Origin of the sequence: Brevibacillus reuszeri (genome assembly GCF_002897295.1) — a bacterium.
In the GTDB taxonomy this organism is placed as follows: Bacteria; Bacillota; Bacilli; order Brevibacillales; family Brevibacillaceae; genus Brevibacillus; species Brevibacillus reuszeri_A.
Map to the genome: position 1 here is coordinate 14,926 of NZ_BEXF01000015.1, position 22,875 is coordinate 37,800.

20 protein-coding genes and 2 pseudogenes are annotated in these 22,875 nt (G+C 38.6%); 18 read left to right on the forward strand and 4 right to left on the reverse strand.

Features of this window, described 5'->3' with window-relative positions; all coding sequences use genetic code 11:
- The first annotated feature begins 50 nt into the window (after positions 1 to 50).
- The 16 genes and pseudogenes from C3B52_RS21705 (at position 51) to C3B52_RS36575 (ending at position 17,453) form a co-directional block, all read left to right on the forward strand.
- On the forward strand, positions 51 to 572 hold the full coding sequence (locus tag C3B52_RS21705; protein WP_103108482.1) for a site-2 protease family protein: 522 nt from the start codon (positions 51 to 53) through the stop codon (positions 570 to 572).
- Between the two features lie 99 nt (positions 573 to 671).
- Positions 672 to 1,301 (forward strand): annotated as a pseudogene (locus tag C3B52_RS21710) (GNAT family N-acetyltransferase); the annotation flags it as partial.
- A 394-nt stretch (positions 1,302 to 1,695) separates the two neighbouring features.
- A complete protein-coding gene (locus C3B52_RS21715) occupies positions 1,696 to 1,926 on the forward strand; it encodes a hypothetical protein (protein ID WP_235615815.1) in 231 nt (76 codons plus the stop codon).
- Complete coding sequence (locus tag C3B52_RS37405) at positions 1,920 to 2,111, forward strand: YolD-like family protein (protein ID WP_235615816.1); 192 nt, start codon at positions 1,920 to 1,922, stop codon at positions 2,109 to 2,111. The genes C3B52_RS21715 and C3B52_RS37405 overlap by 7 nt, the downstream gene beginning before the upstream one ends.
- 160 nt (positions 2,112 to 2,271) lie before the next feature.
- On the forward strand, positions 2,272 to 2,517 hold the full coding sequence (locus C3B52_RS21725) for a YolD-like family protein (protein WP_103108484.1): 246 nt from the start codon (positions 2,272 to 2,274) through the stop codon (positions 2,515 to 2,517).
- A gap of 455 nt (positions 2,518 to 2,972) precedes the next feature.
- The gene (locus tag C3B52_RS21730) at positions 2,973 to 3,809 is read left to right on the forward strand and encodes a hypothetical protein (RefSeq protein WP_103108485.1); all 837 of its coding nucleotides are present in this window, start codon (positions 2,973 to 2,975) and stop codon (positions 3,807 to 3,809) included.
- On the forward strand, positions 3,802 to 6,999 hold the full coding sequence (locus C3B52_RS21735; RefSeq protein ID WP_103108486.1) for a DEAD/DEAH box helicase: 3,198 nt from the start codon (positions 3,802 to 3,804) through the stop codon (positions 6,997 to 6,999). The genes C3B52_RS21730 and C3B52_RS21735 overlap by 8 nt, the downstream gene beginning before the upstream one ends.
- Before the next feature lie 600 nt (positions 7,000 to 7,599).
- Positions 7,600 to 8,094: a hypothetical protein gene (locus C3B52_RS21740; protein ID WP_103108487.1), complete on the forward strand. Its 495-nt coding sequence runs from the start codon at positions 7,600 to 7,602 to the stop codon at positions 8,092 to 8,094.
- Between the two features lie 872 nt (positions 8,095 to 8,966).
- On the forward strand, positions 8,967 to 9,338 hold the full coding sequence (locus C3B52_RS21745) for a BlaI/MecI/CopY family transcriptional regulator (RefSeq protein WP_103108488.1): 372 nt from the start codon (positions 8,967 to 8,969) through the stop codon (positions 9,336 to 9,338).
- A complete protein-coding gene (locus tag C3B52_RS21750; RefSeq protein ID WP_103108489.1) occupies positions 9,331 to 11,202 on the forward strand; it encodes a M56 family metallopeptidase in 1,872 nt (623 codons plus the stop codon). Before C3B52_RS21745 ends, C3B52_RS21750 begins: the two co-directional genes overlap by 8 nt.
- Before the next feature lie 1,127 nt (positions 11,203 to 12,329).
- Complete coding sequence (locus C3B52_RS21755) at positions 12,330 to 12,842, forward strand: hypothetical protein (protein WP_103108490.1); 513 nt, start codon at positions 12,330 to 12,332, stop codon at positions 12,840 to 12,842.
- A gap of 20 nt (positions 12,843 to 12,862) precedes the next feature.
- Positions 12,863 to 13,648 (forward strand): hypothetical protein, encoded by a 786-nt coding sequence (locus C3B52_RS21760; protein WP_103108491.1) that lies wholly within the window; start codon positions 12,863 to 12,865, stop codon positions 13,646 to 13,648.
- Positions 13,649 to 13,890: 242 nt separating this feature from the next.
- A complete protein-coding gene (locus C3B52_RS21765; protein WP_103108492.1) occupies positions 13,891 to 14,766 on the forward strand; it encodes an outer membrane lipoprotein-sorting protein in 876 nt (291 codons plus the stop codon).
- Between the two features lie 316 nt (positions 14,767 to 15,082).
- On the forward strand, positions 15,083 to 15,994 hold the full coding sequence (locus tag C3B52_RS21770) for a hypothetical protein (protein WP_103108493.1): 912 nt from the start codon (positions 15,083 to 15,085) through the stop codon (positions 15,992 to 15,994).
- A 127-nt stretch (positions 15,995 to 16,121) separates the two neighbouring features.
- Positions 16,122 to 17,201: a tyrosine recombinase XerS gene (gene xerS, locus C3B52_RS21775; protein ID WP_164684851.1), complete on the forward strand. Its 1,080-nt coding sequence runs from the start codon at positions 16,122 to 16,124 to the stop codon at positions 17,199 to 17,201.
- 90 nt (positions 17,202 to 17,291) lie between these two features.
- Positions 17,292 to 17,453, forward strand: a complete 162-nt coding sequence (locus C3B52_RS36575; RefSeq protein ID WP_164684852.1) for a hypothetical protein — start codon at positions 17,292 to 17,294, stop codon at positions 17,451 to 17,453.
- 372 nt (positions 17,454 to 17,825) lie between these two features.
- On the opposite strand, the gene C3B52_RS36580 is transcribed toward C3B52_RS36575, so the two are convergent.
- Entirely contained in the window at positions 17,826 to 18,020 is a 195-nt protein-coding gene (locus C3B52_RS36580) for a hypothetical protein (protein ID WP_164684853.1), read from the reverse strand.
- 366 nt (positions 18,021 to 18,386) lie between these two features.
- Between C3B52_RS36580 and C3B52_RS21780 the strand changes: the two genes are divergently transcribed.
- The gene (locus tag C3B52_RS21780; protein ID WP_103108495.1) at positions 18,387 to 18,590 is read left to right on the forward strand and encodes a hypothetical protein; all 204 of its coding nucleotides are present in this window, start codon (positions 18,387 to 18,389) and stop codon (positions 18,588 to 18,590) included.
- A 176-nt stretch (positions 18,591 to 18,766) separates the two neighbouring features.
- Here the strand turns inward: C3B52_RS21780 and C3B52_RS21785 are convergent, their stop codons facing one another.
- Both C3B52_RS21785 and C3B52_RS21790 read right to left on the reverse strand, forming a co-directional pair.
- Positions 18,767 to 19,066 carry a hypothetical protein gene (locus tag C3B52_RS21785; RefSeq protein ID WP_103108496.1) on the reverse strand — a complete coding sequence of 100 codons (300 nt, stop codon included), beginning with the start codon at positions 19,064 to 19,066 and terminating at the stop codon, positions 18,767 to 18,769.
- A gap of 274 nt (positions 19,067 to 19,340) precedes the next feature.
- Positions 19,341 to 20,264: a hypothetical protein gene (locus C3B52_RS21790; protein ID WP_103108497.1), complete on the reverse strand. Its 924-nt coding sequence runs from the start codon at positions 20,262 to 20,264 to the stop codon at positions 19,341 to 19,343.
- Positions 20,265 to 20,580: 316 nt separating this feature from the next.
- Between C3B52_RS21790 and C3B52_RS21795 the strand changes: the two are divergent.
- Positions 20,581 to 20,787 (forward strand): annotated as a pseudogene (locus tag C3B52_RS21795) (SMI1/KNR4 family protein); the annotation flags it as partial.
- Between the two features lie 368 nt (positions 20,788 to 21,155).
- Here C3B52_RS21795 and C3B52_RS21800 read toward each other — a convergent pair.
- Complete coding sequence (locus C3B52_RS21800; protein ID WP_103108498.1) at positions 21,156 to 22,118, reverse strand: hypothetical protein; 963 nt, start codon at positions 22,116 to 22,118, stop codon at positions 21,156 to 21,158.
- Positions 22,119 to 22,875 lie beyond the last annotated feature (757 nt).

A 22,875-nucleotide genomic window follows, 5' to 3' on the forward strand; every position in this document is an offset into this window, starting at 1 on the left:
AGTAAAAACGGTCTTGTAACTGTGTTATGAAACTATAAGGTGGGAGAGTAATGATTAGTATTATTGATATCGTCATTTGTATCGTTTGCTTCTTTCCTTTCTATTGGGTTTGTATATTTTTTCATGAAAGCGCTCATTATGTAGTTGCAAAATGGTTAAGATTTGAGGTTATGGAGTTTGTGGTTGGAAAAGGTAAAAAGTTAGTCTCTTTCAGGTTCAAATCTACATCATACAATTTTAACTTAATACCCACTGAAGGAAGAATCGAAGTTTCTGCAAGAGCTTTTATTAAGAGGCCACTTGCTTCATCCTTAGTTATTATTTGTGGCCCACTAGCAAACCTGTTATTTTGTGTCGCTAGTATAATAGTGTATAAAGCTTCGGGATTCGTTGCTCTTTATCTTCTAGCAATTGTAAATAGTTATTTTTTTATCTTATCGCTTTGGGGTGGTGATGGTGGGCTATTTCTGAAGGCTATTCACGTTTATTGTAGAAAAAAACAAAAAAAGCTAATGTCGTTAGGGATACTAGTCCTCCTACACAAATCTAAGTATAAATACCACAAAAATTAGTTTGACACTTAGTTTCTATTACCTTATAGATGATTGCGCTGAAAGAAGTGGGCGTTAGCTCTGTCAGAACAGATTGACCGATGATCTGAAAAAGGTTTCGGTTGCGCAGCCGTTCAAGACACAAGCGAAGGGCCAGCGATCATTAGCTGGTGTCTGACAGATTGGGTCGTCGATCAGGTTTGTGAATTCGGCATTGAAACCGATGAGACCTTTCGGAGAAATGGCTGGGCACGAAAAACCGCGGTAGGTGCTCTTACGCTTGCAAAGCAGCGAGGCATGACTAGTGTTGGCTGGCAATGCTGGGCGAGTAATATAGGATCACAAAAAACAGCTTTATCTGCGGGTTTTAAACCGGAAGCAGATTTTTCAGTACTATTCGGGTGGAATCTCCCGTTAAACAATTTGCTTGTAAACGGAAACCACTACATGCGTGGAGATCAAAAATATGGTGTGGAAAAAGATTTTGCCCGTGCAGCAAGTTGCTACGCCGAAGCTCTGGATCAAGGCTGGGACTGGGGTGGGGATGCTGCTCTGTATTGGAATGCTGCATGCCTGTTTTATACACTTGGTGAGAAGGAACGTGCAGTCCATTACTATCGAACAGCAGTAGAAAAAGGCTGGATCGACTTACATCAGCCTCATTATCACGACTACATTTACAGAGAAGAAAATAGTGAAGAGATCAGACTTATTTTGGCAGAATCTAAAAGATCAAAAAACGGCGAATGATATCGGATCGTCAAAAAATTGAAAGGAGCTCCTGAAAACAAAGGGGTTCCTTCTTTATATTATTCCTCTCACATTGCGGTTTGTCCTTACCACAGTCGATCAGCATTTTAGCATGCCATTGAGTTTTACGTCATTAGGTTACCGGTACATGGAGAAATTACGTATAAAGGGTTGAAAACATTTGCGAACCTATGTTCTGCTTTGTTATACTGAAATCACAAATATTTCTACTTCATTAATAACATTATTTCTTTCTTTTGGGAATTGGGTGAATTGGTGGGATTAAGATCATCTATCTCGGTTCATCGCCATTTCAAAACCTGATGAGAAAGAACGCTTAATTGGGAAGCATCATCACCACAAACAATTATGATTACCGAGGGTGAGGCCGTTGTTGAGTGATATCGAACGCAAAGTGCTCCGGGTGATTTCCAACTACACAGCTGGTCGACGTCGCACTCCAACTGTGGATGAATTGTGTATCAAAACCGGGAGGAATCGCGGCGGCATTATGACGGTGTTGGAGGTACTTGCAAAAGAGGAATACATCGAATGGCAGCGATCCACCCCGGATACGATGGCGGTTCTGGAAGCATGGGAGAGAAAGGAGCCAGGTAGATGGTAAGTAAAATAGATAATTCATTGACGATGCGCTTTGTGTTACCAGAGCAGCGGGCTTTGTACTTGCAAACAAAGGAAGATGATAAACTCGTTACAAAGCCTAACATTGAGCAAGACGAGCTTGAGTCATTCCTCTATCTGATCCGTGATTCGGCGCGCGAAGATTTTCCAATAACAGTGAATTGGTGAAAGTTAGTAAAAGGGGAAATGGGATGCACCTGTAGTATGTGGGGTATCGTGAAATGGATTGATCAGAACGCTAGACGCATCAAGTTGTTAAATGATGAGGATGTGCAATGGATTCCGATGGAAAACATAACCGTAGTTAAAGGTTAGGAGGCTAAAAGGTATGGCGAAGGCGAAAGCACCGAAACGCCCAACGCGGGACGAATTCGAATTAGAGGAATTAGGAAACCAACTGGTTGAGGCTAAAGAAGATGGAGACATACGGGCTTTGACGGTATGGGGCGAGACTGAAACAGTTTATGGGCAGATCACAGTACTGGATTCGCGTACTCGCTTGGTACACGTTGAAAAAGATGGAGTAACAAATAAGATTCCATTTCTCGATATCATGAAGGTAAGTTATGCTTAAAGCTCGTAAACTTACTTTTAAAGATAAATGTTTGACGACCTAAACATACTACTTATCAATTCACCTGAACCCCTTATTATTGGGGTTTTTATTTTTAGGGTAGTATGTTTGTGACAGTCGTATTATTAGACTGGATAATAATGATCTAGACTGGTAAGGTGGCCAAGTTAAACTAACGGGCGTGATAGTTAGATTGCTCTCCAATAATAATGAAAAGGAAATCTTTACTGATTGTAGAATATATCCTCAATTGGTTTGTCAAGAAGTGCTAGATCACGTGGACCCACAACCTATTGGTTTTCGAAATGAGTTACTAATCTTAAAATGGAAATTTGATCCTAAAAACGATGCTTACTGAAAATTAGAATGAATCTGGCTCAGCTATTAGTGGGGTCTACTTGAAATATTAATGGAAATATTTTATTAATAATTCTATTTATTTAGGTGGTTAGGATATGCCTGCTATTTCTTCACAAACAGTAAATGTTGATGATCATGTCACCGGCCATTTGTGGACGGTCGATGAGATACATGAGTTAGCAAAGATTATTGCAGTTATTGCTCTTGGGCAAGCCGAGCATGCAGCTGAAATTATTCACGAACTTGGTTCAGTTATGCCTCTGCGTTCGAGATCAGAGTTTTATCAAGAAGCCCGGAACCAATTACAAATCAGCGGGACAACCCCTAACCAAATAGAGGTATCCCATTATCATCGAGACGGTTTTTTGTTTGAATGCATGTCCTGGATCGTTGCATGTCAGACAGCTGACGAGAATACCTATCTAAAAGATCCCCATATTAGCTCGACTACTCAGGGCCTTGATGGTTTAATCATTCAAATGGATCCCATAGAGAATGTTGTCTTACATACCACAATTTGTGAGGATAAATGCACCAAAAACCCAAGAGATACTTTTAGAGATAAGGTTATGATAGCGTTTATCGAACATCATCAGAATAAGCGAGGGCGTGATTTACTGGCAAATGCAGTAAATCTTATCAAACAGAGTGGTTTGAAAGGTACAGCCGCAACCTTAGCTGCTGGAAAAGTTTATGATATAACATCTAGAACCTACCGTGCGGCTTTGACTGTCAACTCAGACATCTGTACAGCTGACGAGCGCAAAAAGTTGTTTAAAGGGTATGATGGGTTGACGGATATTTCACAGGCACAGCGAATTGGCGCAACATTTATCGTAACAGGTAGTCTACGTGACTGGTTTCAAAAATTGGCGGATCATGTGATCCAGGCTCTCACGGAATTTGAGGTAATGGAGGCTAATCATGTTTGACTCACGAACATCAATGTTACTTAGATCGGCCCCCAGTCTTCCAACCTTAGATGCTCATAACCTGCCACCACTATTGACCCGCCATTATGCAGAACTCGTGTCTGCCCGACTAAAGAGTACCGACGGCACTGTGGAGAGAGGCTCAGATGAAAAATGGCCGCTAGAACGTATAGCAGATGTTTATGAGACGATTGCATCCATCGAAGAGGTTCCCACACTTCGACGAGCGGCTGCTTTTGTTGCTGGAACGGCCAGGCTCATTATTTCGAGAGGGCGGACGCATGTATCAGGTGAGGATCAGCATTCTCCAATCGACCGAGACAGTGTAGATTCCTCTATAGCAGCCGCGGTTTTGTTTCTTGCAGCGGAACAATATGCTGATGCATTTGAAGCAGTTAGCTTTTTTCCAAAGTCGAGAGGACCATATGAGGTAAAGATCCTTGGCGAACATATAAAAGATCTCACTTCCGGAAGACTTAATAATATCCTCGAACGTGCGCAAACGTGGCGATCTGGTATTTTTGAAGGCGGAACAATGCAAGATCGCGCTCTGCGTTCCTTAGCAGCTGTACTTGCGGAAGGAATTGAGCTCCTTGCTGCGGAGATGATGTCCGTGCCCTTTCCTGACACGGTATCTGGAAAATACTCGACCGCCCAAGATGCCTTTTCCAATGTTATCGAACGTTCTTACAAAAGAGCTCATTATAGAGATGTCAAATTGAGCACGTCATATGCCGGACCAGCTCACTTGGCTTCATTACTACTTTCTTCTGCAAATGAAATTAAACATGCTGCCCTAACAAAACTCGCTCCACCTGATGGAGCAGATAGAGAGTTTTGGTGTAGGTGGTTGCGTTTCCGGGCGAATGATGTGCCCTTCCTGTGGCAAAACCATCGAGAAGCCATTGAGAAGCAATTTTATCAAACTGGCCAATCTGCTGTTTTGGTTCTTCCAACAGGTGCAGGTAAAACAACCGTCAGCGTATTGAAGATCGCTGGCGCCCTTTCACGAGGGAAAAAGGTTGTATTTCTAGTGCCAACGCATGCTCTTGTTGAGCAACTTACTGACGATTTACAAGCAATATTTCCGAAGGACCAATTTGGTTTGGATGTATCAAGCGACTTCGATTCTCTCTTTTCCGAGGGCTCTCAACTTCAGGATATTGAGGTCATGACCCCGGAGCGATGCCTCGCAATGCTATCGTTTGCCCCGTCATCTTTTGAAAATGTCGGATTGTTAGTGTTTGATGAATGCCATATTCTGAGCCCTCAGTCGGGTAAAATTAGGCGTTCATTAGATGCGATGCTGTGTCTGTTGGCGTTTTATGCTACTGCCCCCAAAGCTGATCTGTTGTTTTTATCGGCTATGTTAAAAAATGGGCAACAGTTCGCGGATTGGATTGCCGATCTGACTGGTCGTCCATGTCACGCTATTGACCTCCTTTGGAAGCCCAGCCGTCAGGCGCGGGGCGTAGTTGTCTATCACGACGAAGAGATCAAGGCGGCCAAAATGCGAGCATTAAAGAAACAGCGGGATCTTAACAGTCAGCTCGGCAAAAATGCGGCTGGTTTACGGGTGCCAGCAAAGCGAGAACTTACAGCCGTTCCTCATGTTGTTTGGGGGTTGCAGCATAATTGGCTACCTACTAATTCATGTGCATTTACGAAAATTATGGATGAATCTGTACAGCTTGCTGGCAAGCTGCAAAAATATGGTGGGATCAGAATAAGTCCCAATGCAAATGAAGTTGCAGCCAAAATTGCAAGTCACGCCGATACGGCTGATCTTAAGACGATTATCTTCGTTAACACAAAGGATGACGCCGTGAGTACGTCACGGAAAATTGCAAATAGTATCGGGGGTACGCTTGAATTAAATAAACCCGAAAGCGAACTATGGGAAAGTCTGAACCTTGAGCTAGGCCATTCGAAACACTCGATCTTTGGAGACTCCAGTTTTATAGCTGTACCACATAATGCATCGATGCTTCGATTGGAACGGATGCTGTCCGAGAGGCTTTTTCGAAGAAGCAACGGCGCGAAAGTTATTGTTGCGACACCAACCCTTGCCCAGGGATTAAATCTTCCGGCCCATTTAGCTGTGCTGGCAGGTGACAAACGTATGGGAGAGGACCAAGAACGGGAAGACTTAGAGGCTCATGAGCTTCTGAACGCCGCAGCCAGAGCTGGACGAGCTGGGCATCTAGCGAATGGCGTTGTTATACTAATCCCAGAGCCCATCATCACGTTCACACCAGGTGCTCCTCTCGCTAATGATCTAAAGCAAAAGTTATTGTCGGTTCTGCCCGAAGATGACCGATGTGTGACAATAAGCGATCCATTAGAAGTTGTTCTTGATCGTATTTCTGTGGGGATACTGACTGATCGTGAAGTAAGATATACAGTAAACCGTCTTGCCGCTTTAAAAGCAGAAGCGGATGTGGCATTACCGGAAGATTTTATTTCACGCTCCCTCGGTGCATTTTTAGCAAAAATTAGGGAGGTTGAGGAAAGTTATGGGCAAAAAGTTGAAAAACTATGGGATGAAGCAAAAGCAGCATTAGAGAGAAAGCCAGATCTGGTTGACATCAAACTTGCGTCTCAAAGTGGCATTCCGTTGGGCGTTTTGGAAAGACTGAGACTAAGGTTGCTTGCAGATAAAGGGCATTTACCAACTTCGATTAACAATTGGGTGGACTGGACCATACATTGGTTGATCGAGGATACAGAATCTCGAGTTCATTTACTTCAAGATGTACAGGGGTCTGCTCTCGTAGCTGTAGGAAAACCTTCCACATCCTTATTAGAAGGATCCACCTTGTCGGCCCTTCTTCCTGGGATTCAAGGATGGATCAGCGGCGAACCGTTAAACGAGATGGAACGAAAGTTAGCTGGAGACCCTGAAGGTAAGACTGAAACGGTAAAAATGTGCCCTCGCGCTCGGGCACTGGTATCCACCTTTATTCCGAGGGGACTCTCTTTTATTATGATGATTGTCTCGCGAATGGTGGAGGAACTTGATCTTTTCGCATTTCAAGAGGACCTTGAAAAAAGTTTGATAAACAGCCTATCATCAGCGGTAAGGAAGGGGTTCGATAGCGTAGAAAAGCTGGAATTTGCGAATACACGTAAAAACATATATAGCCGAGTACAATTACACCTGCTTTACGCCGAAAATGGTGAAAACTAACAATCGAACCATCAAACAATTTAAGAGATCATTAATACATGATGGAACAATGGCTCAACGAGCACAAATAGACGGCAGCCGATAAACTGGCTGCCGTTTTAGCTTGGCTCTTCAGGCGAGTAATCGCTCGACAGTGCTGAGGATGGATTACCGTCAGCTGTTAAGTGATAAATTTTTTGACCGAAACCCCTTATGGTACAAGGATTCCGGTCTTATTAGTCACCAGGTATTAGTTTTAGACTAAACGTCAGAAAGAAGGTATCCACGGATCTAAACTGAATAATAAAGATTAATATGATATGTATCACAGTTAAAATCCGGATGGGGCATTTTATAGTAATTGTACAGGGAATCAATCATGTGAAACTCTAATGACAGAGAAACGTGGTCTCAGAATTAATACATTGAATCAAATTCAACTCTAAGGATAAATTCCTATGAAAATAGCTTGGCACTCGAAGTCTTTTAGCTTATAGTTGTAATAATAATAAAATAAAACCTTCGGATATCCCGCGGGATAGGCTCTTGATAACAACAAGAGCCTATCCCGTTTTGTTTTTTACTTAGATTAGTACGAAGGGGAAACAAGGGGTGCGTAACATGAGTAGTGGGAATGGTAACGTGGTCGATATGCAGACTTTTGAAGTGAAAATTCCTAACGTAACGATTAGTCTCGTAGTTTTTACTGAAGAATTAAATACTTTAGAGTGGGTATTAACCACACAAGTGGACGAATTGATGGACTTATCGAACTTACGAGCAGAAACAGGAGGCGAAGGGTGGGAAGAAACGAGTATTCTTACGCTAACTAATTTGATAGAAAATGTTAATGATATAGCTATAGATAAAGATATCCTTAGACATAAAGAATTTACATTACCTGTACACATATTTGAGTTAGATGTGTTAGTAAGCGCTATGGAAATTCAATTGAATAATTTAGAATTAGATAGTCCCGATGTTAGAATTATATCGAATTTATTAATTCGAATGAAGCCATATCAATATATGTATCAAACTAACATCAAACAGTTTCATAATTACCCTCATAATATAAAAATGCTGACATTATACAAATTATATGATCTCGAATAAATGGGATCATTGAATCCACTTACGTTATGAATGATCCATCATCGCATGAAGTTAGAAAAACAGAACCCGGCTCGTTGTCTGGAGACACAAACATACTACTAAACACCTTACCTAAAACGACTAATTTATAGGGGGTGTTATTCTTTGGGTAGTATGTTTGTGTCACAAAAGTTAGGACACAAACATATGTTCGAAGCAAATAAAGTAATAGACTAATGTTGTTGATTTGACGCAGTTTCTGCATAAGAAAGACTCTTACCTTAGAAAAATAAGTATTAGACTATTCAATCCTTAGATACAAAAAGCCAGTCAAAACACGAAAATAAAGTGTTAGACTGGCTTCAATTTGTGTAACTATCGCACCCGATAGCTCAATCACAGTCTGAGTACATTTAGGGGTACCGCCAGCAAGACGCACAACGCTAAGGAGTATTGAATAGAAAAAACGCCGGTTTTCACCACGCTAATGGTGTAACCGGCGTTTTAAAGAGCCTTGTAAATAATTCCGTTAAACGTAATTCTAATTATCTACTGATGCCAAGCCCCTCAAGTCATGAACATCCACTATTGGTTTTATTTCAAGTACCTCTTAAATTCTTCAATCTGTTTTAGAAAGAATTGTTTTCTGATTGATTCCGCCATGGCGGATTTTAGCTCATCCAATAGCGTTTCTTATGAGACACCCACCTTTGTGAATGACGTTGACCAAATCATAAAAATGATAATCATTGTTTATTTCAAATACAAAATCAACAGTTCCTATCTTTACGGGATTGGCCAATTAATGTTTGATCGACTTCGGCTTGCACTTCGTTTCAATGTATTGTAGAATAAAAAACACAACGTAGAATCGAAAGGAGCGACTTACCGATATGCAAATCACAAAAGCTGAAATGGAGATTATGCAAGTCATATGGGAAAGTGGAAGGAGGATGACTACAAATGAAATCATGGAATATTTTCCTGACAAAAATAAGACGACTATTCTCACGCTTGCCGGTAGGTTACTAGACAAAGGGGCGTTGCAATCCGTGAAACGCGGACGTTCGCATGCTCATGAATATTGGGCAGCTATAAGCGAAGAGGATTACAGAAAAATGCAAACAAAGAGCTTTCTACTCTCCATCCATAATGGCTCTGCCAAAAGTTTGATTAGCTCATTGTTCCAGGCTGAGAATTTGACAAAGAAGGATATCGAAGAGCTCCGGGCATTTATAAATAGCGAGGCGGACAGCTATGATTAAATGGTTATTAATGACCTCTCTTACTGGTAGTGTTGCAAGCTTACTATTCATTCTGCTAAGAACGAAATTGGCATCAAAATATGGTGGCCGTTGGTATTATTACGCCAGTTTGATGGCATTATCGCTTTTTATTTTGCCGCTGCACTTTGACGTGTCAATTAATCAACCGCTGTTTTCCTTTTATGAAAAACAGCTGCAACCAGATTCAACGAGCGCTGTTATAGAGATGACTGCAGCGATCGGAACGTCAATGCTTGACCAGACGGCAAGTGCCAGCACTACGTCTGATAACCAAGGTTTTTCTATTTTATCTGTAGATCAGTGGATACTTGGAATCTGGATGGTCGGTTGTTTAGCAATGTTGTACCGTTATTTTTTCGCTTACTTTCGCTTTAAAAAGCAAGCGATTAAATCCTCCCCGATCGATCGTGTAGGAGATCTGAAAGTGGTAGTCAGCGATTATGTGCATTCTCCTATGCTAATTGGTTTTTTCAAGCCGACAATCGTAATGCCAAACGGGAACATAAATGCAGAGGATTACAAACTTGCGCTGCAGCATGAATGGATCCACTACAAGCAAAGAGACGCTTGGATTAAGCTTATGGCAGTGTTGGTCAACTGCCTGCATTGGTTCAATCCGGTATCTTATCTTGCTTTAGCTAATATTAGCGAGGCCTGCGAATACGCCGTAGATGAACAAATAACGAAAAGCTTGAAAACTGCTGAGAAGAAGCGATACAGCGAGATGATTTTACATTTTGCTTCAAGTTCGCCTGTTCTGAACAGCAATCTGGCTCAATCCAATAAACAGTTATACAGGAGGTTTTCTCTAATCATGAAACGAAATACGGGAAGCGGAAAAACGGTCATAGGCATCCTCCTTGTTGTTCTCATTGCAACAGTGTCAGTCTTCTCATCCTCCGTTGTTTTTGCTGAGAAATCCAAGTCTCTTACTGAATATAGCGGTGGCATTGTGACCTCTTACGATGCGTTCAAAACGCTTGAAGAAAATGTGGAAGTCACGCTTGGAACAAAGTTGACTCATATAGTCACTAAGTTGTATATTAATGCTGATGGACGAAAGATCGATTACTTCAACCGCACTGAGCCTTACTATCAAATTGTTCAGTATTGGCAGGAAAAAGAGTCAGGTGCGAACATGATCAACAAAACGATGTCTATTGAAGGACATACGATAACGGTTGCTTTCAGTGAACACGCGAAGGATTACATAGACGATAAAGTGATTAAACAGATGATAGTCAATCAAATTACTTTTGACTTGGACTACCAGGACCCAAAATATAAGTATAATCATCAGGCATTTATCAAAGAGCTTATGAAGCGGGGAGTTTATGTAATAGAGGAGGTTACTACTCCGAAACAGTTTACATATTACCTATCCCAAAAGACAAGCGGCGCCATCGTTGGTCATAAAATGTATACTTCGTATGACAAAAAACTAAAAATAACAGACATTTTTAACGGAAAAGCTAAGCTGCCCAAAACGAATGATAATGGTGAAATAAGCATAACGAGCTGGGAGGAATCTTTAAAAAATCAGGGGGTACAGCTCGGTGCTGCCTTTGTCATAAAAAGCGGCGAAACTTTAGCGATAGATATAAAGGAATTGACGGACAAAATGCCCAAAATTAACTATGCGATCATTGATGAGACGACTGACAAGATCGTGGAATCAATGCCAAATGCTCATTTCACTTGGAGTAGGCATATTTTCACGCCTGGGAAAAATGAAGTCAATCATACCTTTAAGGTTGTGGCAAGTGGAATGGAACAAGATTATGCAGAGGTAGAAATTTATACGTATCAGACTGGTAAAGAGGAAGTGAGCATAATAAATTAAAGAAGATTTCGTCAGTCGGAAAAATTTCTTGAAGGGGGCAAGATGCCTCCTTTTTTTATTGTTTTTCCTCCTTACCTATTAAGGCCGACACACCAAAGTTTTGAGGGCTTTGTTTATGAGGCTGTCCTTTTAAGGATAGCCTCTTTTTTGAGGTAATCATTAATCGCTTGAACTATATTGCACGTCAGCTTAACGACAGATCGTTAGTCTAAAACTATATTTTCTCAGTCTACAACTTTATTATCACGGTCTAATACTTTATTTTTCGAGTCTAGAACATTATTTTCAATGAACAATGGGGACCCACTTATAACTTTAACTAGCGAAAATGGCGGAGGGTATTATAGAAAAAGTTAGGCTGCTTATGCAGTCTCCCATATGCAGGTTGATTGAGTTTAAACGAAGTTATTGACAGAACCTCATATATTTATATTATCGCATAAACCTTGGTCCTAAGTGATACCACGATCTTTTATCCCTACTTTTACAGTGGGGATATTCATTTTTTTAAAATTGAACACTTTACTGGCTGGCAGTAACTATATTCCGCTTCTTCCCCGCTTGCTTTGATTTCATCAAGCGCGTCGATCAATTTCATTTCTCCATAGATATCTTCGAGCGAACCCAAGGTGTTCTCATCAAGAGCATTCTTAAAACCGGATACTAAAGCCTCTATTTGTCGTAAATTTTAGGAATCTTCCACTTCTATATACGTTCTGCTGCGAGACCGGTTTCTTTAAACTGTGGGAAGTTATCTCAAATAGAATTAAGTAAGTCGTCTGCCTTCTCACATGTTTCATTGTTTTTTGAAATCCAACTTAAAACATCTCAAACAAAATGAAAAATTCGAAATTTCTCAACATATATAGTCTAATAGTATCTATAAAAAATATAATCAATACCAACGTCCATAGTAATGAGATGAAACGGAATTTATTAACTGGTTATATTTTACCATTTTTGTTTTTTTACCATAAATCGACAAATTTTTTAGACAAGTTTTGATAATCTGTTTTTGGGTTTACTGCCACAATATGACATTTATAGGGGGATAAATGCAAATAGTGTAGCACATTTGATATGCGGTAGACCGTAGGAGAATTCAAAGAGGGGTAGGTTATTCTATTATGAAAAAAGTTAATTTAGGTAAATTTCTGCTAGCAGCTGCATTAGTATTGTCCGCAGGTTCAGTAATGGCAACGAAAGTTGAGGCAGGGGCAGCTCTTGGTTGCGACGATCAACAAAATGATACAAAATGCAAAGCAAGCGCTGCTGATCCTACACGGTGGACTAAATTAGGCCCAGCTTCAAACTTTTGGACCTATGGTGGTGGAAAGGGTTATGCAATGTTAAATACGAAAAATAGCACCACCTATGAAAATGACTATACATGGCTCTTTAAGAACAATGACTCGGGTTATTATACACCAATGGTATTTCTTAATAGTGCAAAATTTGTTGATAATGTCTACTACAGTTATCAAGGAAACATCATGGTATTTGATCAAGAATACGCACTAGAAGGTTGGAACGACTTGGGTAATATTACCGAATACAAAGATGACTGGTCTTATGTTTTACTGGAGCGTGGCTCTTTTTACGGTGGAATGGGTGCAGATGGAGTTGTTATATATCAATAATCTCTAGGGGGTAACGAAATATGAAAAAGTTTATTTTAGCAACAACGGTTTCTTTAATGACTGTTTCTAGTTTATTTGTACCAAATATGCTTGTAAACGCGAAGGAAGAGAGGTCAGATAAAAACACTTTAATTAAAGAGAAAATGCTCAATTCAATACAATTTTACGAAGATGTTAGAGGCAGCTTTAAGCACGTAACTCCAAACAGGGACATCATTGTCGAATTTGAAGTACAAGAAGGTAATAAACCGTATAGTCATGTCAAGGTAAAGGATAAGGGAGGTCTCATAAAAGAAACAATTTCTGATGAAACGAGGCTTCTCTCTCTTTACACTAAAGAGAAAACCTTTAAAGAAACCGAGAAGGCACCAATAAAACCTGAAAAGGTAAAAATGCTTACTAACGCAAATAGTAACGAAATGAAAGATGGAAAACCGATTAAAAAATTTCGACCAGATCCTGCAACTCCATCCGATGCACAAATTGTAACCTATCCGCAACAGATCGCTTATTGGTTAGACGACAATGAAAACAATTATAAAATTGTTGATAACGAATCCTTTTTAGATCGTGAAGCTACTGTAATTGAAGGAACTTTACTTCCCGGCCTCGCTACTAAATTTAAGGCTACTACATTTAAGATGTGGGTGGATACAGAAACAGGAGTGTTACTGAAATTAGTTACTATCGATGATGATGGAAATGAAACAAGTACTATCGAAGTAGAAAAAATAGAATTTAACAAAGGTATAGAGAAGAAACTAGATACTCAAGATACTCGTGGTTTTCAAAATCAAAAAGGATAAGATCAACTGACTGAAAGGTTCTTTAACAAAAACAGTGTTAAAATTTCAACTCCAGTATATTAAGGAGGGGGAGTATTTCCCCCTCCTTATTTTAATTTAATTGAGATAACTCAAGAGAAGTTAATGTAGAGCTATTATCCAAAATTTATTAAGAAACATTATTCATACAATGTCCGTCTAATGATATGCGGAGTAAATGGTGTTCCATGGAAAGTAATACATTAAATGTATTGGGAGGTACTATGAGAAAGCCAGTGTATTTAAAATTGTTTGTCGCACTATTAATAGGAGGTTGTTCAAATACAATTACCGGAGATGTGGAGCTGCCTTCAAATAAACAGAGCGAAAATACGCTTCAACAATCAAATGCTCAACAGAGTAATAAGGATATAAAACCAGGTCAACATGAGTCTGTATTTTCCCCACCTAAACAAGAGGAAATCACAAATGAGATGACCAAGAAAGAAATTCTAACGAAGTTACTGAATACTGTTGATTATTTTGAGACAGCAATTGGTAAATTTGAGCTTTTAAAAAATGGGAAAAAGTCGCTAGTAGAGTATCAACTGAGTCTAACAGAGATGGAGGGAGGGTATAGTAGCGTCACAGACTACGATTCAAATTCAAAGCCTTCAAGAGTCTCAATTACATATTACAAAGACGGAAAACTATGGATTCCTGATAAAAGTCCCCGGTCATATACAATTCATTCCGGATCGACAATCATGCCTGAAGATGCATTTAGCAAAGACCCACATGGAGCGAATGTGACAACATATCGTGAACGACCGCCAATTGGAATAGCTCAAAGCTCATTATTTCCGTATGAAATTGCATCAAACTATACGAGGGATTATAACCAATGGGAAATTGAAAAGCAAAATGAAATGTTGTTGAATCACAATACGATCGTTCTAAAAGGAAATATAAAAAGTAGTAACAGTCAAGGTGCGAAGACATTCCGTTTTTGGGTTGATAAAGATTCAGGAATTCTTGTTAAATATGAATTGTACGATGCAACTGGAAACGTTGTAAGCTATTTGCATCCATTAGAACTTAAAGTTAACGTCCCAGTTGATACAAAAGGGTTTGAACCTGATAATCAAAAGAAAAACTAAAAGTTATCTATTTCAACATACGTCTTTTAAGTTCGTTACCTCTCCAGGTACAGAACTTATATGTATCTAAAACCATTAATGTTTTTCAGTAAGAATTTGAGTGATATGAAGTTATTTGAGATTAATGTGGGGCATGCACACTAGAATATATAAAATACCGATACTTGTACCAGTATAAAAGGGACCTTATGGTCCTCTTTTTATTCAACAACCTAATTCCACATAATGATAATTATGCGTAATTAGGTCATTGAAAGTAATAGAAATATTTGTTAAAATAAAATAAGAACTGATGTTCCAAATAAGGAGTGAAACTATGATTACAATTAACATGGTTGGAAATTTTTTTATAAGTCATCGCAACGTGTATCTAAATATACCGATGTTGCAAGAAGCTGACAGTGTTTACCTTCCTGAGTTTAATATTCAGCTTGAAGAAGGAACTGCAAATATAGTACTACAAACTGACAAATCAACCATGACCATCACTCACGAATTCAATATGTCCAAAGCAGATTTTAGTTTAAATAAAGATATTGTAATTAGTCAAAAAAAGAAAGAACTAGAGGCAGCTGGCAAAAAAGTTTTATCGAAAATCAAATATGGTCTAAATCTTTCGCAATTTGATGATAATCTTAGACCTAACAGCTCCTCATCAAATTTTTCATATTCAACTGATAACATTCATTGGAATCCAGTTAGCAACGAAGTTGGTGTTTTTCGAAGAAATACGTTCAATAGTCTAAATCAAACTGAAATTGAAGTTCGGGATTACATCCAACATGACTTTCAACCATTCATTGCTTTAAAACATTTGCATCGTGCAAAAAATGATGATGATCCTCGTTTTAAATGGATTGATGCAACAATCGCTGCTGAGTTAGCAATCAAGGAGTTTTTCGTTAGAAACAACCCAACCCTAAAAACAATGTTATTAGAGTTCCCATCGCCACCGCTCAAAAAGTTATATAAAAACTTGCTTTCTGAGTACGCAGGTGAAGAGTCCCCTCTCTCTTCCAAGTTTTTTGATGATGCGAGTAGGATTAGAAACGAATTAGTCCATCGACCACAAGAGGTTGCTGTAACAATCGAACAGGCTGAGAGGTATGTTGCTGATGTTGAGAGAGCTATTTTTCACCTTCTAAGTCTCCTCTACCCAGATGACAAAGTTATTCAAGGAATTTACAAATCAACTGAACGTATACCACTAGATTTTGATGAATTATAAAAAGAGTAACCATAATATTTTTATGGTTAACTAATTCCGCATTAATACATTTATGCGGAATTAGGGCGAATTTTGTCGAATCACTATACAGTTTCAGCTCATCATGTTCTTACTTGGAGGTATAACTGTGGGTTCGTTTCTCGATGAAAAGAATAAAGAGACTAAAGAAAAGGTTAGAAAACAACTCGTTCTGTTCCCTGACTACGTTGGACGCTACATGCTTCATATATGGAGAAAATCATCTGGTCAAACTCTATTGAATTATTTAGGTGATTATAAAATATTTTTCAAATGGCTAGTACAAGAAGGGCATTTTTCTGGGGAATTAAAGGACATTCCTCTGTCTATTCTCAATGATTTATCTCTCGATGATGTTAATTTCTATCTAAGTTATCTGGATGATAATTATAAAAAATCTTCAGCTAATCGAAGGCTATCAAGCTTAAAGAGCTTATTTCGTTATCTAAGTGATTTAGCTGAAAATCAGGATGGTAGTCCCCTACTCCACCGAAATGTGATGGCCAAAGTCGATTTGCACAAAATTGAAGAAACAGCAAAATCAAAAGCTGATAAAATCGCAAATAAGATACTCGTTAAGACTGATGAATACGATGAACAAAAAGAATTCTTAGAGTTCATATATGAAGGGTACCTAAGCTTCTGTAAAGACAAACGAGACATAACGATGCACTTAAAAAACCGTGACCGTGACACGGCCTTTATCTCTTTGGTATTAGCAACAGGTTTGAGGGCTTTTGAGGTTGAAGCGTTGGATCTTGAACACATCTCAATGAAAAATAATACCGTACGGGTTATTGGTAAAGGCGGACTTGAGGACATTCTGTATTTTGGGGATACTGCAAAAACAGATTTAGAGCGTTACCTCTCTGTACGAGTCAGTAATTATAAAGTGGTCGAAGAGGAGAATGCTTTATTTGTTTCCTTCTCAACGCGTACAGGTAAACCAGGAAGATTAAACAAGAGTTCACTACAAAAAATCGTTAAGAAATATTCCATTGCGTTCGAGAAAAATTCAATGTCCATTCATAAATTACGACACTCATTCATAACCCGCTTCCACTCTATAAGCAGAGATATAGCTGTAACCCAACAAGCAGCTCGTCATAAAAATCCAGCAACCACTCAGATTTACAACCACATCAGCCAAGAGATGATAAAGGAAGCTTTTAGGAAAGCGAATGAATAGTTGTATTGTCGACTATTATAAGAGCCAATAGGCAGGTAATTCACAATGTCAAAAATATAGCGTATCCTCTACCATATTTCTATTCCGGCCATGTTCGGAGTTGGGGCATTCGCAATTTATTTTAACTCACATGTCGGATCAACATGGATTGATATTCCACTAGAAAAGATAAATCAAGATGAAGCGAATCAGTTGGAAATTGGACCTATGGTTCGTTACTGGAAAGAAAATGCTATAGTTATTGGTTGGTAAAGCTTTGGCATTACTGCTGTTTTGTCTTCCTTTATCTATCTAAACTCGTTTACATCCGGAAAAAAATAGCTGCCTAAAGGATTACCTGCAACCTGCTAGTCAATGGACAACATTTTTCATATAATAATCTGAACCGGAGGCAAGCTTTCTAAGAAAGTCTTCCTAAAAGCTCTGTTTTTCTATTTACTTGGAAACGAAATGAAAACTGAAGACCCTCCGATTAGTTGACACAAGTACGCCCAATGACTCTGCATAAACATAAAATATATAATAATAAGAAAGTGTTCTAATGGATCCTATGCAGATTTTATTTAGTTTAGCTTCAGTTATCTTCTTTTTTGCTGGTTCCTTTGGTTTGATGATGTCTAGGACTCAAACGACCATCGGTAATTTCTCAGCTTCACGGTTAAAACTTGCTTCATCAGTAATGTCTTTGATTGCTGGAGTAGTTTGCTTGATTGCTGCACTTCTATCTTCCTTTTGAAATAGATATGATTTAAGCGAAAGTTGAGATAATCTATTCAGGATCAAGAAAGTGATACTAAGGTAAAGAACCCGCCCAGTCATATACAAGGCGGGTTTTGTGCTGCTACAATGTCCCTTTTTATCCTATGTCAGTAGCAAGCCTCGGGATAAATTATGATTGTAGCATTATAATGAATGATAAGGAGGTGGTGAACGTGAAAGGATTTCAAATTGCAGAGAGCATTGTCATGCCCTACTTAATACAGAAACTAAAATGGCCAAAAGAACGTATAAATATGAATTTGAAAATGAGAAATTGTTTATTAATATCCTTAAGTTTCATGCACCAAATTAACTTTGTCATGGTTGTTCCTTAACGCAATTGTTCATAGCGATTCGTTTAGAACCGCCCCGATCTCTCGCTAATTCGAATAGTCAATAATAATCTGAACCGGAGGCAAGCATTCTATGAAAGTCTTCCTAAAAGCTCTGTTTATCTATTTATTTGAAAACGGAATGAAAACAGAAGACCCTCGCGTCGGAACAATTAAGCTGTCATTTTTCGATATATATAAAGTGGAAAAGCACATTATCGAGCAAGAACTTACACCAAGAGATGCAGAACTAATCCGCATAAGAGCTTACATGGCAAAGTCAAAACCGAGATATTAAGGAATTTCAGTATCGAATAGTTTTGGTAGTCTAAAATCATTATTTAAAATTTCCGCCCCGCAAACTTGATGATTTTATAAAGTATTAGATCAATGTTTGTAATTCCGGACACTCTAAGACATCAATTACATTCTTTTTACCTTTCTAACAACAACTCCTGTAGGAAACAACATTTCCTAAGTAGATTTTGAGATGCAGTTGTATAGTTGATTTGCCTTTTCTTTGACTTGAAAAACTTCGTGACGATTTGAATTACGGACAAGATCAAGCACTTCCATTTCTAAACCTAATCTAAAAATTCTCTTTCCAGCTGACACCTTTGTTTGAGCTGTTGAAATCTTAAACTCACCATTCAATTGGTTCTTAATGTCTTGGTATGTCCAATCTTTTTCATACGCCTCTTTTAAAAGTTCGTAATTAATCATAAATGCTCTTAACCCTACTGTATTAGCCAATGTTTCATAGAGCGGTTTCAACAATTATTCCTCCTAACAAGTGAAATGTTACTAAAACAATAGCACAAAAAAATGCAATCTGATTTAGCAATTCAAAAGCTAAATTAGGCTGCATCCATTGAGCATAAAGCTTCACAATCGTCTGCTTTAGTTGGTTTTCGCAAATGCCTTACTTTCCTTGAATCCTACCATTCAGTTGTATAACCCTGGACGGCAAAACACTGTCCTTGCACGTTTGTCTGGCGTCATCGATGAACAAATACATACAGTCCGTTGAATCTTAGGACATTAGATTTTACATACTTAAACTATCGCAAACACCCTGATATCGATTTAGCAGAATTTCGCCTTGTTTCCTATATGAATTAAGCAGCATTTCAAAATCCTTATCAAAATGTTTTCGTAATGATTGAGGGATTAGTTTTCTTCCCTCTTCCCACGCTTTAATTTCCATTTGTAACAAAAGTTTATTGTATCTTTCTATTTTTACGATCGTCTCTTGTACCCTTGATAGTAAAAATTTGTGAGATTCTCGCTTATCAGCATCTGTAATCATTATTTTAGAAAAGAGAATATCTAATAGTGAAACCCCTTTTATAGATTCTGAAGTGCAATTGATATCGTCAATTAATTGATGATACTCATCAAGTGGAAACATTGGTAGCGTTAATACATGGCCTATCTCATGATAAATTATCACTTGAGTTGACTCTTCTACTAGTAAATTAGATTTGAATGCTTTATCCCGTAAAGTATTGAGAAAATTATCTGGAAACACTGTAATTACATTTCGAATTGGGTCATATTCAGCGTCACTCCTTGAATCTGCATACGAGATCTCTAAATCAACAAGTAATCCGGATTTAGTAATGGCATGAGAACATATTTGAACTACCGAATTCAAGTTAATCTTTGTAAATAGTGATATATCTTTTTCTTCTGGAGTGCGATATATCTCTACAGTTGTTCCGTTTTTGATTTTAAAATCTTTAATGAGCGCTCTAAGAGATGGACTTTCTTCTATCCCCTCCCATTTTCGAATCGTCCTATTATTTATATCTAAGTTCTGAAGCTTAACAAAACTCTGATACGCGTTTACACCTGGAGCGATCCACCCAAGGAATATCCCCTTCTTTAGATATGTTCTTTTACCTGATCTATAGACGTAAACAACTACATCACCCATAAATAGATCAGGAACTTTATTTTCCGTAGTCATTTTTTTACCCCCTTCCAACTGTTCTATAATCCTAGTATTTACTGGTAAAACTGAATATAGACAGAGAAAGGAACTTTGTCTGTTTAACAATAATTGACATACCTGAAAGTAGAATGCTATATCTCGCTGAATTGAAGAACTAATATATACATCTATTCAATTATCTTGAATATGAGGTGAAGTTGATGAGTTTAATGCTTGATTAACCAAATAACGATTGGCTTGAGAAACATGCTGCCTCAGTTGATGATAAGCGTAATGCTTTAGGTTCTTTTGAAGCAGTCACCTTGGAGGAAGCAGCTCATGCAGTTGAAGCTACTATCCTATTGCTTGGAGTGATTACTCAAATGGATGCGTATGCGTAGATCAAGACAGAATAGACAGCGGAAACGGCTACCTCACATGGATTGAATCAATGGACCCTGACAACCCGATTGACATTGACCTGACATTTACAGAATGGCTGGATAAGCTCATCGAGCATGAGGGGAAGGAATTCTGGATTCCACCTTACGAAGAATAGCCACAGAGGCGAGAAATCGCGTCTGTTTTTATGAAGAACGTCCCAATGTTTTTCGTAGAAGGTAACCTTGATAGGATGATTATAATCGTTTTGTTTCTACAACCATCACTTAATTAAAGGATCGCCGCCGTTTTTTAACAGCTTGCATCAATCGGAAAGCAAGCGAGCTACAGGCAGCTAAGGAGGGGCATTGCCAGCGTAGCTGACACCACACGCAAACGTATTTAAAGTAATGTGTCAGCTACGCTGGTGTAAGCCACATGCCCATCAAGCTAAGAACCACCTGTCTGAAAAATTAGTCCATAAAAAAAGAGGCGGTTCCCCCGCCTCTTCTCTTTTACTTGTGTAACCCAGTTGACTCTGTTTTTCTACCATTCCGTTTCTGTTCTGTGTTCAATCATTTGCAATACTTTTGGTTCAGCTGCTTTCATCATTTCTTTCAGTGATTGCTCGGTGATCGGTACTCCATCACCTTGAAGTTGTCCTCTAGCCTGTGTTTCTGCAATCACATCAAGCACTTGTTGTTTCGTGACATTTTTAGATGCTGCAATCTCCACAACAGTTTTACCTTTTGCTAATTCTTGTTTTAATTCTGTCGGGCTGATTTTTAGTAAAGCAAACAGTTTTTCATCGTTTAAAAAGTTATCAGCAAAATAATCAGGCTTACCATTTCTAGAGAATAGGCCTTCTACTTTAATGTTTGAAGGTGTATCAGAAGGTGTATCAGCTGTAGGAATACCTACGATCTTAGTAAGACTAATGGTATTGTCCTGAACAAAAACCTGGAAAACCGGTTTATCGAACATCTCATTGGTGTAATTCAACATCCATGTTTTTTGATTTGGATTTTCCATTTGCTCGATAGCAACCTTGTATTGTTCGACGTTGCCATACATTTTATTAATAAGATCAGATACCTTCGCCTTGATTTCCTGATCACTTAAAGTAATGAGTGACTTCTCCTTAGGCTCCCAATTCTCTTGAATCACGTGTTCAATCTCATCCGTACTACCGTTTGTATGGAGGGTAATCTTTTTGCCGGTTCCTCCTTTTTCCTGTAGTACGATACTTGTTTGCTTCACGTTGATTACATTTTTCCCTTTGGATACATCACCTTGAACGTTGCTTGCATCGATAATCTCAAACGATTTTGTTTCAGGATATGCGAGATACAGCTTCTCAAGCGTTGATTTGCCAACCTCATCCACCTTGACTTGTTCAGTAGTCATCGGTGTTCTTGTAGGCATGTCAATCACGGCAGAAGCCGCAAATGCTGCTGCTGGAATCAAAATCGCAGTAGCAACGATTCCACCAATTAATCGTTTTTTCATAATTACTTCGCTCCTTTTTTGTTGTAAATAATGTGAATCGGATTGTTCTATTTGTTCTCTGAATAAGCAACTTACACACTATATTGCCTCTGTAGCGGAAAAAGGTTCGGTTCATATCTTATTTTTTTATATCGTGAGCAGACCTCATGCCCATCAAGCGAAGGAAATTACTTTTCACGAAAGAAGAAATCGGAATACCGCACCCAATCAGTGGAAGACATTATGGAACGTCTACAACCAGGGGAAACGTTAGAAATTCCCGATGTGTATATCGGCATGTATGCAAATCGACTATTCATGAAAGTAAGAGAGTCCATCACTTGATTCCAAAATGCAGGTTCTTAGCTTGATGGGCATGGAGTACGTCCAGCCAAACCCGGATTTACAATGATAAGTGGTGTAAACGGCTTTCGGTGTCAGTGGCTCTTTAGTACCATTTATCACACTGGTAAAACATGTAATTATATACAGATAAACACATCAATTGATTGGGTTGAAGAGACAAAGCAAAGAGTTAAGGAAATCAATAGCCGTTTAAGCACAACAGAAAATGAACATAAAGAGGTCGAAAGACAATTTAACAATCTCATGATGTACGTTCTGTTCAGAGAAAATAAAGTATTTCTGTAGTTCTTTATAACAATCTTAAAGAACTACATGTTAATCGCATATGTACTTAGAAATCTAATTGGAAAATAAAGGAGGTATTCAGGAGCAAAAAATACATTCCTGAATACCTCTTTTTATTCAACTAACG

Excerpts from the sequence above, each read along its gene's own strand:
- C3B52_RS21790 (WP_103108497.1), bottom strand. The coding sequence starts at position 20,264 with ATGACTACGGAAAATAAAGTTCCTGATCTATTTATGGGTGATGTAGTT.
- C3B52_RS36575 (WP_164684852.1), top strand. The coding sequence starts at position 17,292 with ATGTTCGGAGTTGGGGCATTCGCAATTTATTTTAACTCACATGTCGGA.
- C3B52_RS21755 (WP_103108490.1), top strand. The coding sequence starts at position 12,330 with ATGAAAAAAGTTAATTTAGGTAAATTTCTGCTAGCAGCTGCATTAGTA.
- C3B52_RS36580 (WP_164684853.1), bottom strand. The coding sequence starts at position 18,020 with ATGACTGGGCGGGTTCTTTACCTTAGTATCACTTTCTTGATCCTGAAT.
- C3B52_RS21750 (WP_103108489.1), top strand. The coding sequence starts at position 9,331 with ATGATTAAATGGTTATTAATGACCTCTCTTACTGGTAGTGTTGCAAGC.
- C3B52_RS21760 (WP_103108491.1), top strand. The coding sequence starts at position 12,863 with ATGAAAAAGTTTATTTTAGCAACAACGGTTTCTTTAATGACTGTTTCT.
- C3B52_RS21745 (WP_103108488.1), top strand. The coding sequence starts at position 8,967 with ATGCAAATCACAAAAGCTGAAATGGAGATTATGCAAGTCATATGGGAA.
- C3B52_RS21770 (WP_103108493.1), top strand. The coding sequence starts at position 15,083 with ATGATTACAATTAACATGGTTGGAAATTTTTTTATAAGTCATCGCAAC.
- C3B52_RS21765 (WP_103108492.1), top strand. The coding sequence starts at position 13,891 with ATGAGAAAGCCAGTGTATTTAAAATTGTTTGTCGCACTATTAATAGGA.
- C3B52_RS21740 (WP_103108487.1), top strand. The coding sequence starts at position 7,600 with ATGAGTAGTGGGAATGGTAACGTGGTCGATATGCAGACTTTTGAAGTG.
- C3B52_RS37405 (WP_235615816.1), top strand. The coding sequence starts at position 1,920 with ATGGTAAGTAAAATAGATAATTCATTGACGATGCGCTTTGTGTTACCA.
- C3B52_RS21735 (WP_103108486.1), top strand. The coding sequence starts at position 3,802 with ATGTTTGACTCACGAACATCAATGTTACTTAGATCGGCCCCCAGTCTT.
- C3B52_RS21780 (WP_103108495.1), top strand. The coding sequence starts at position 18,387 with ATGAAAGTCTTCCTAAAAGCTCTGTTTATCTATTTATTTGAAAACGGA.
- C3B52_RS21725 (WP_103108484.1), top strand. The coding sequence starts at position 2,272 with ATGGCGAAGGCGAAAGCACCGAAACGCCCAACGCGGGACGAATTCGAA.
- C3B52_RS21800 (WP_103108498.1), bottom strand. The coding sequence starts at position 22,118 with ATGAAAAAACGATTAATTGGTGGAATCGTTGCTACTGCGATTTTGATT.
- C3B52_RS21705 (WP_103108482.1), top strand. The coding sequence starts at position 51 with ATGATTAGTATTATTGATATCGTCATTTGTATCGTTTGCTTCTTTCCT.
- C3B52_RS21730 (WP_103108485.1), top strand. The coding sequence starts at position 2,973 with ATGCCTGCTATTTCTTCACAAACAGTAAATGTTGATGATCATGTCACC.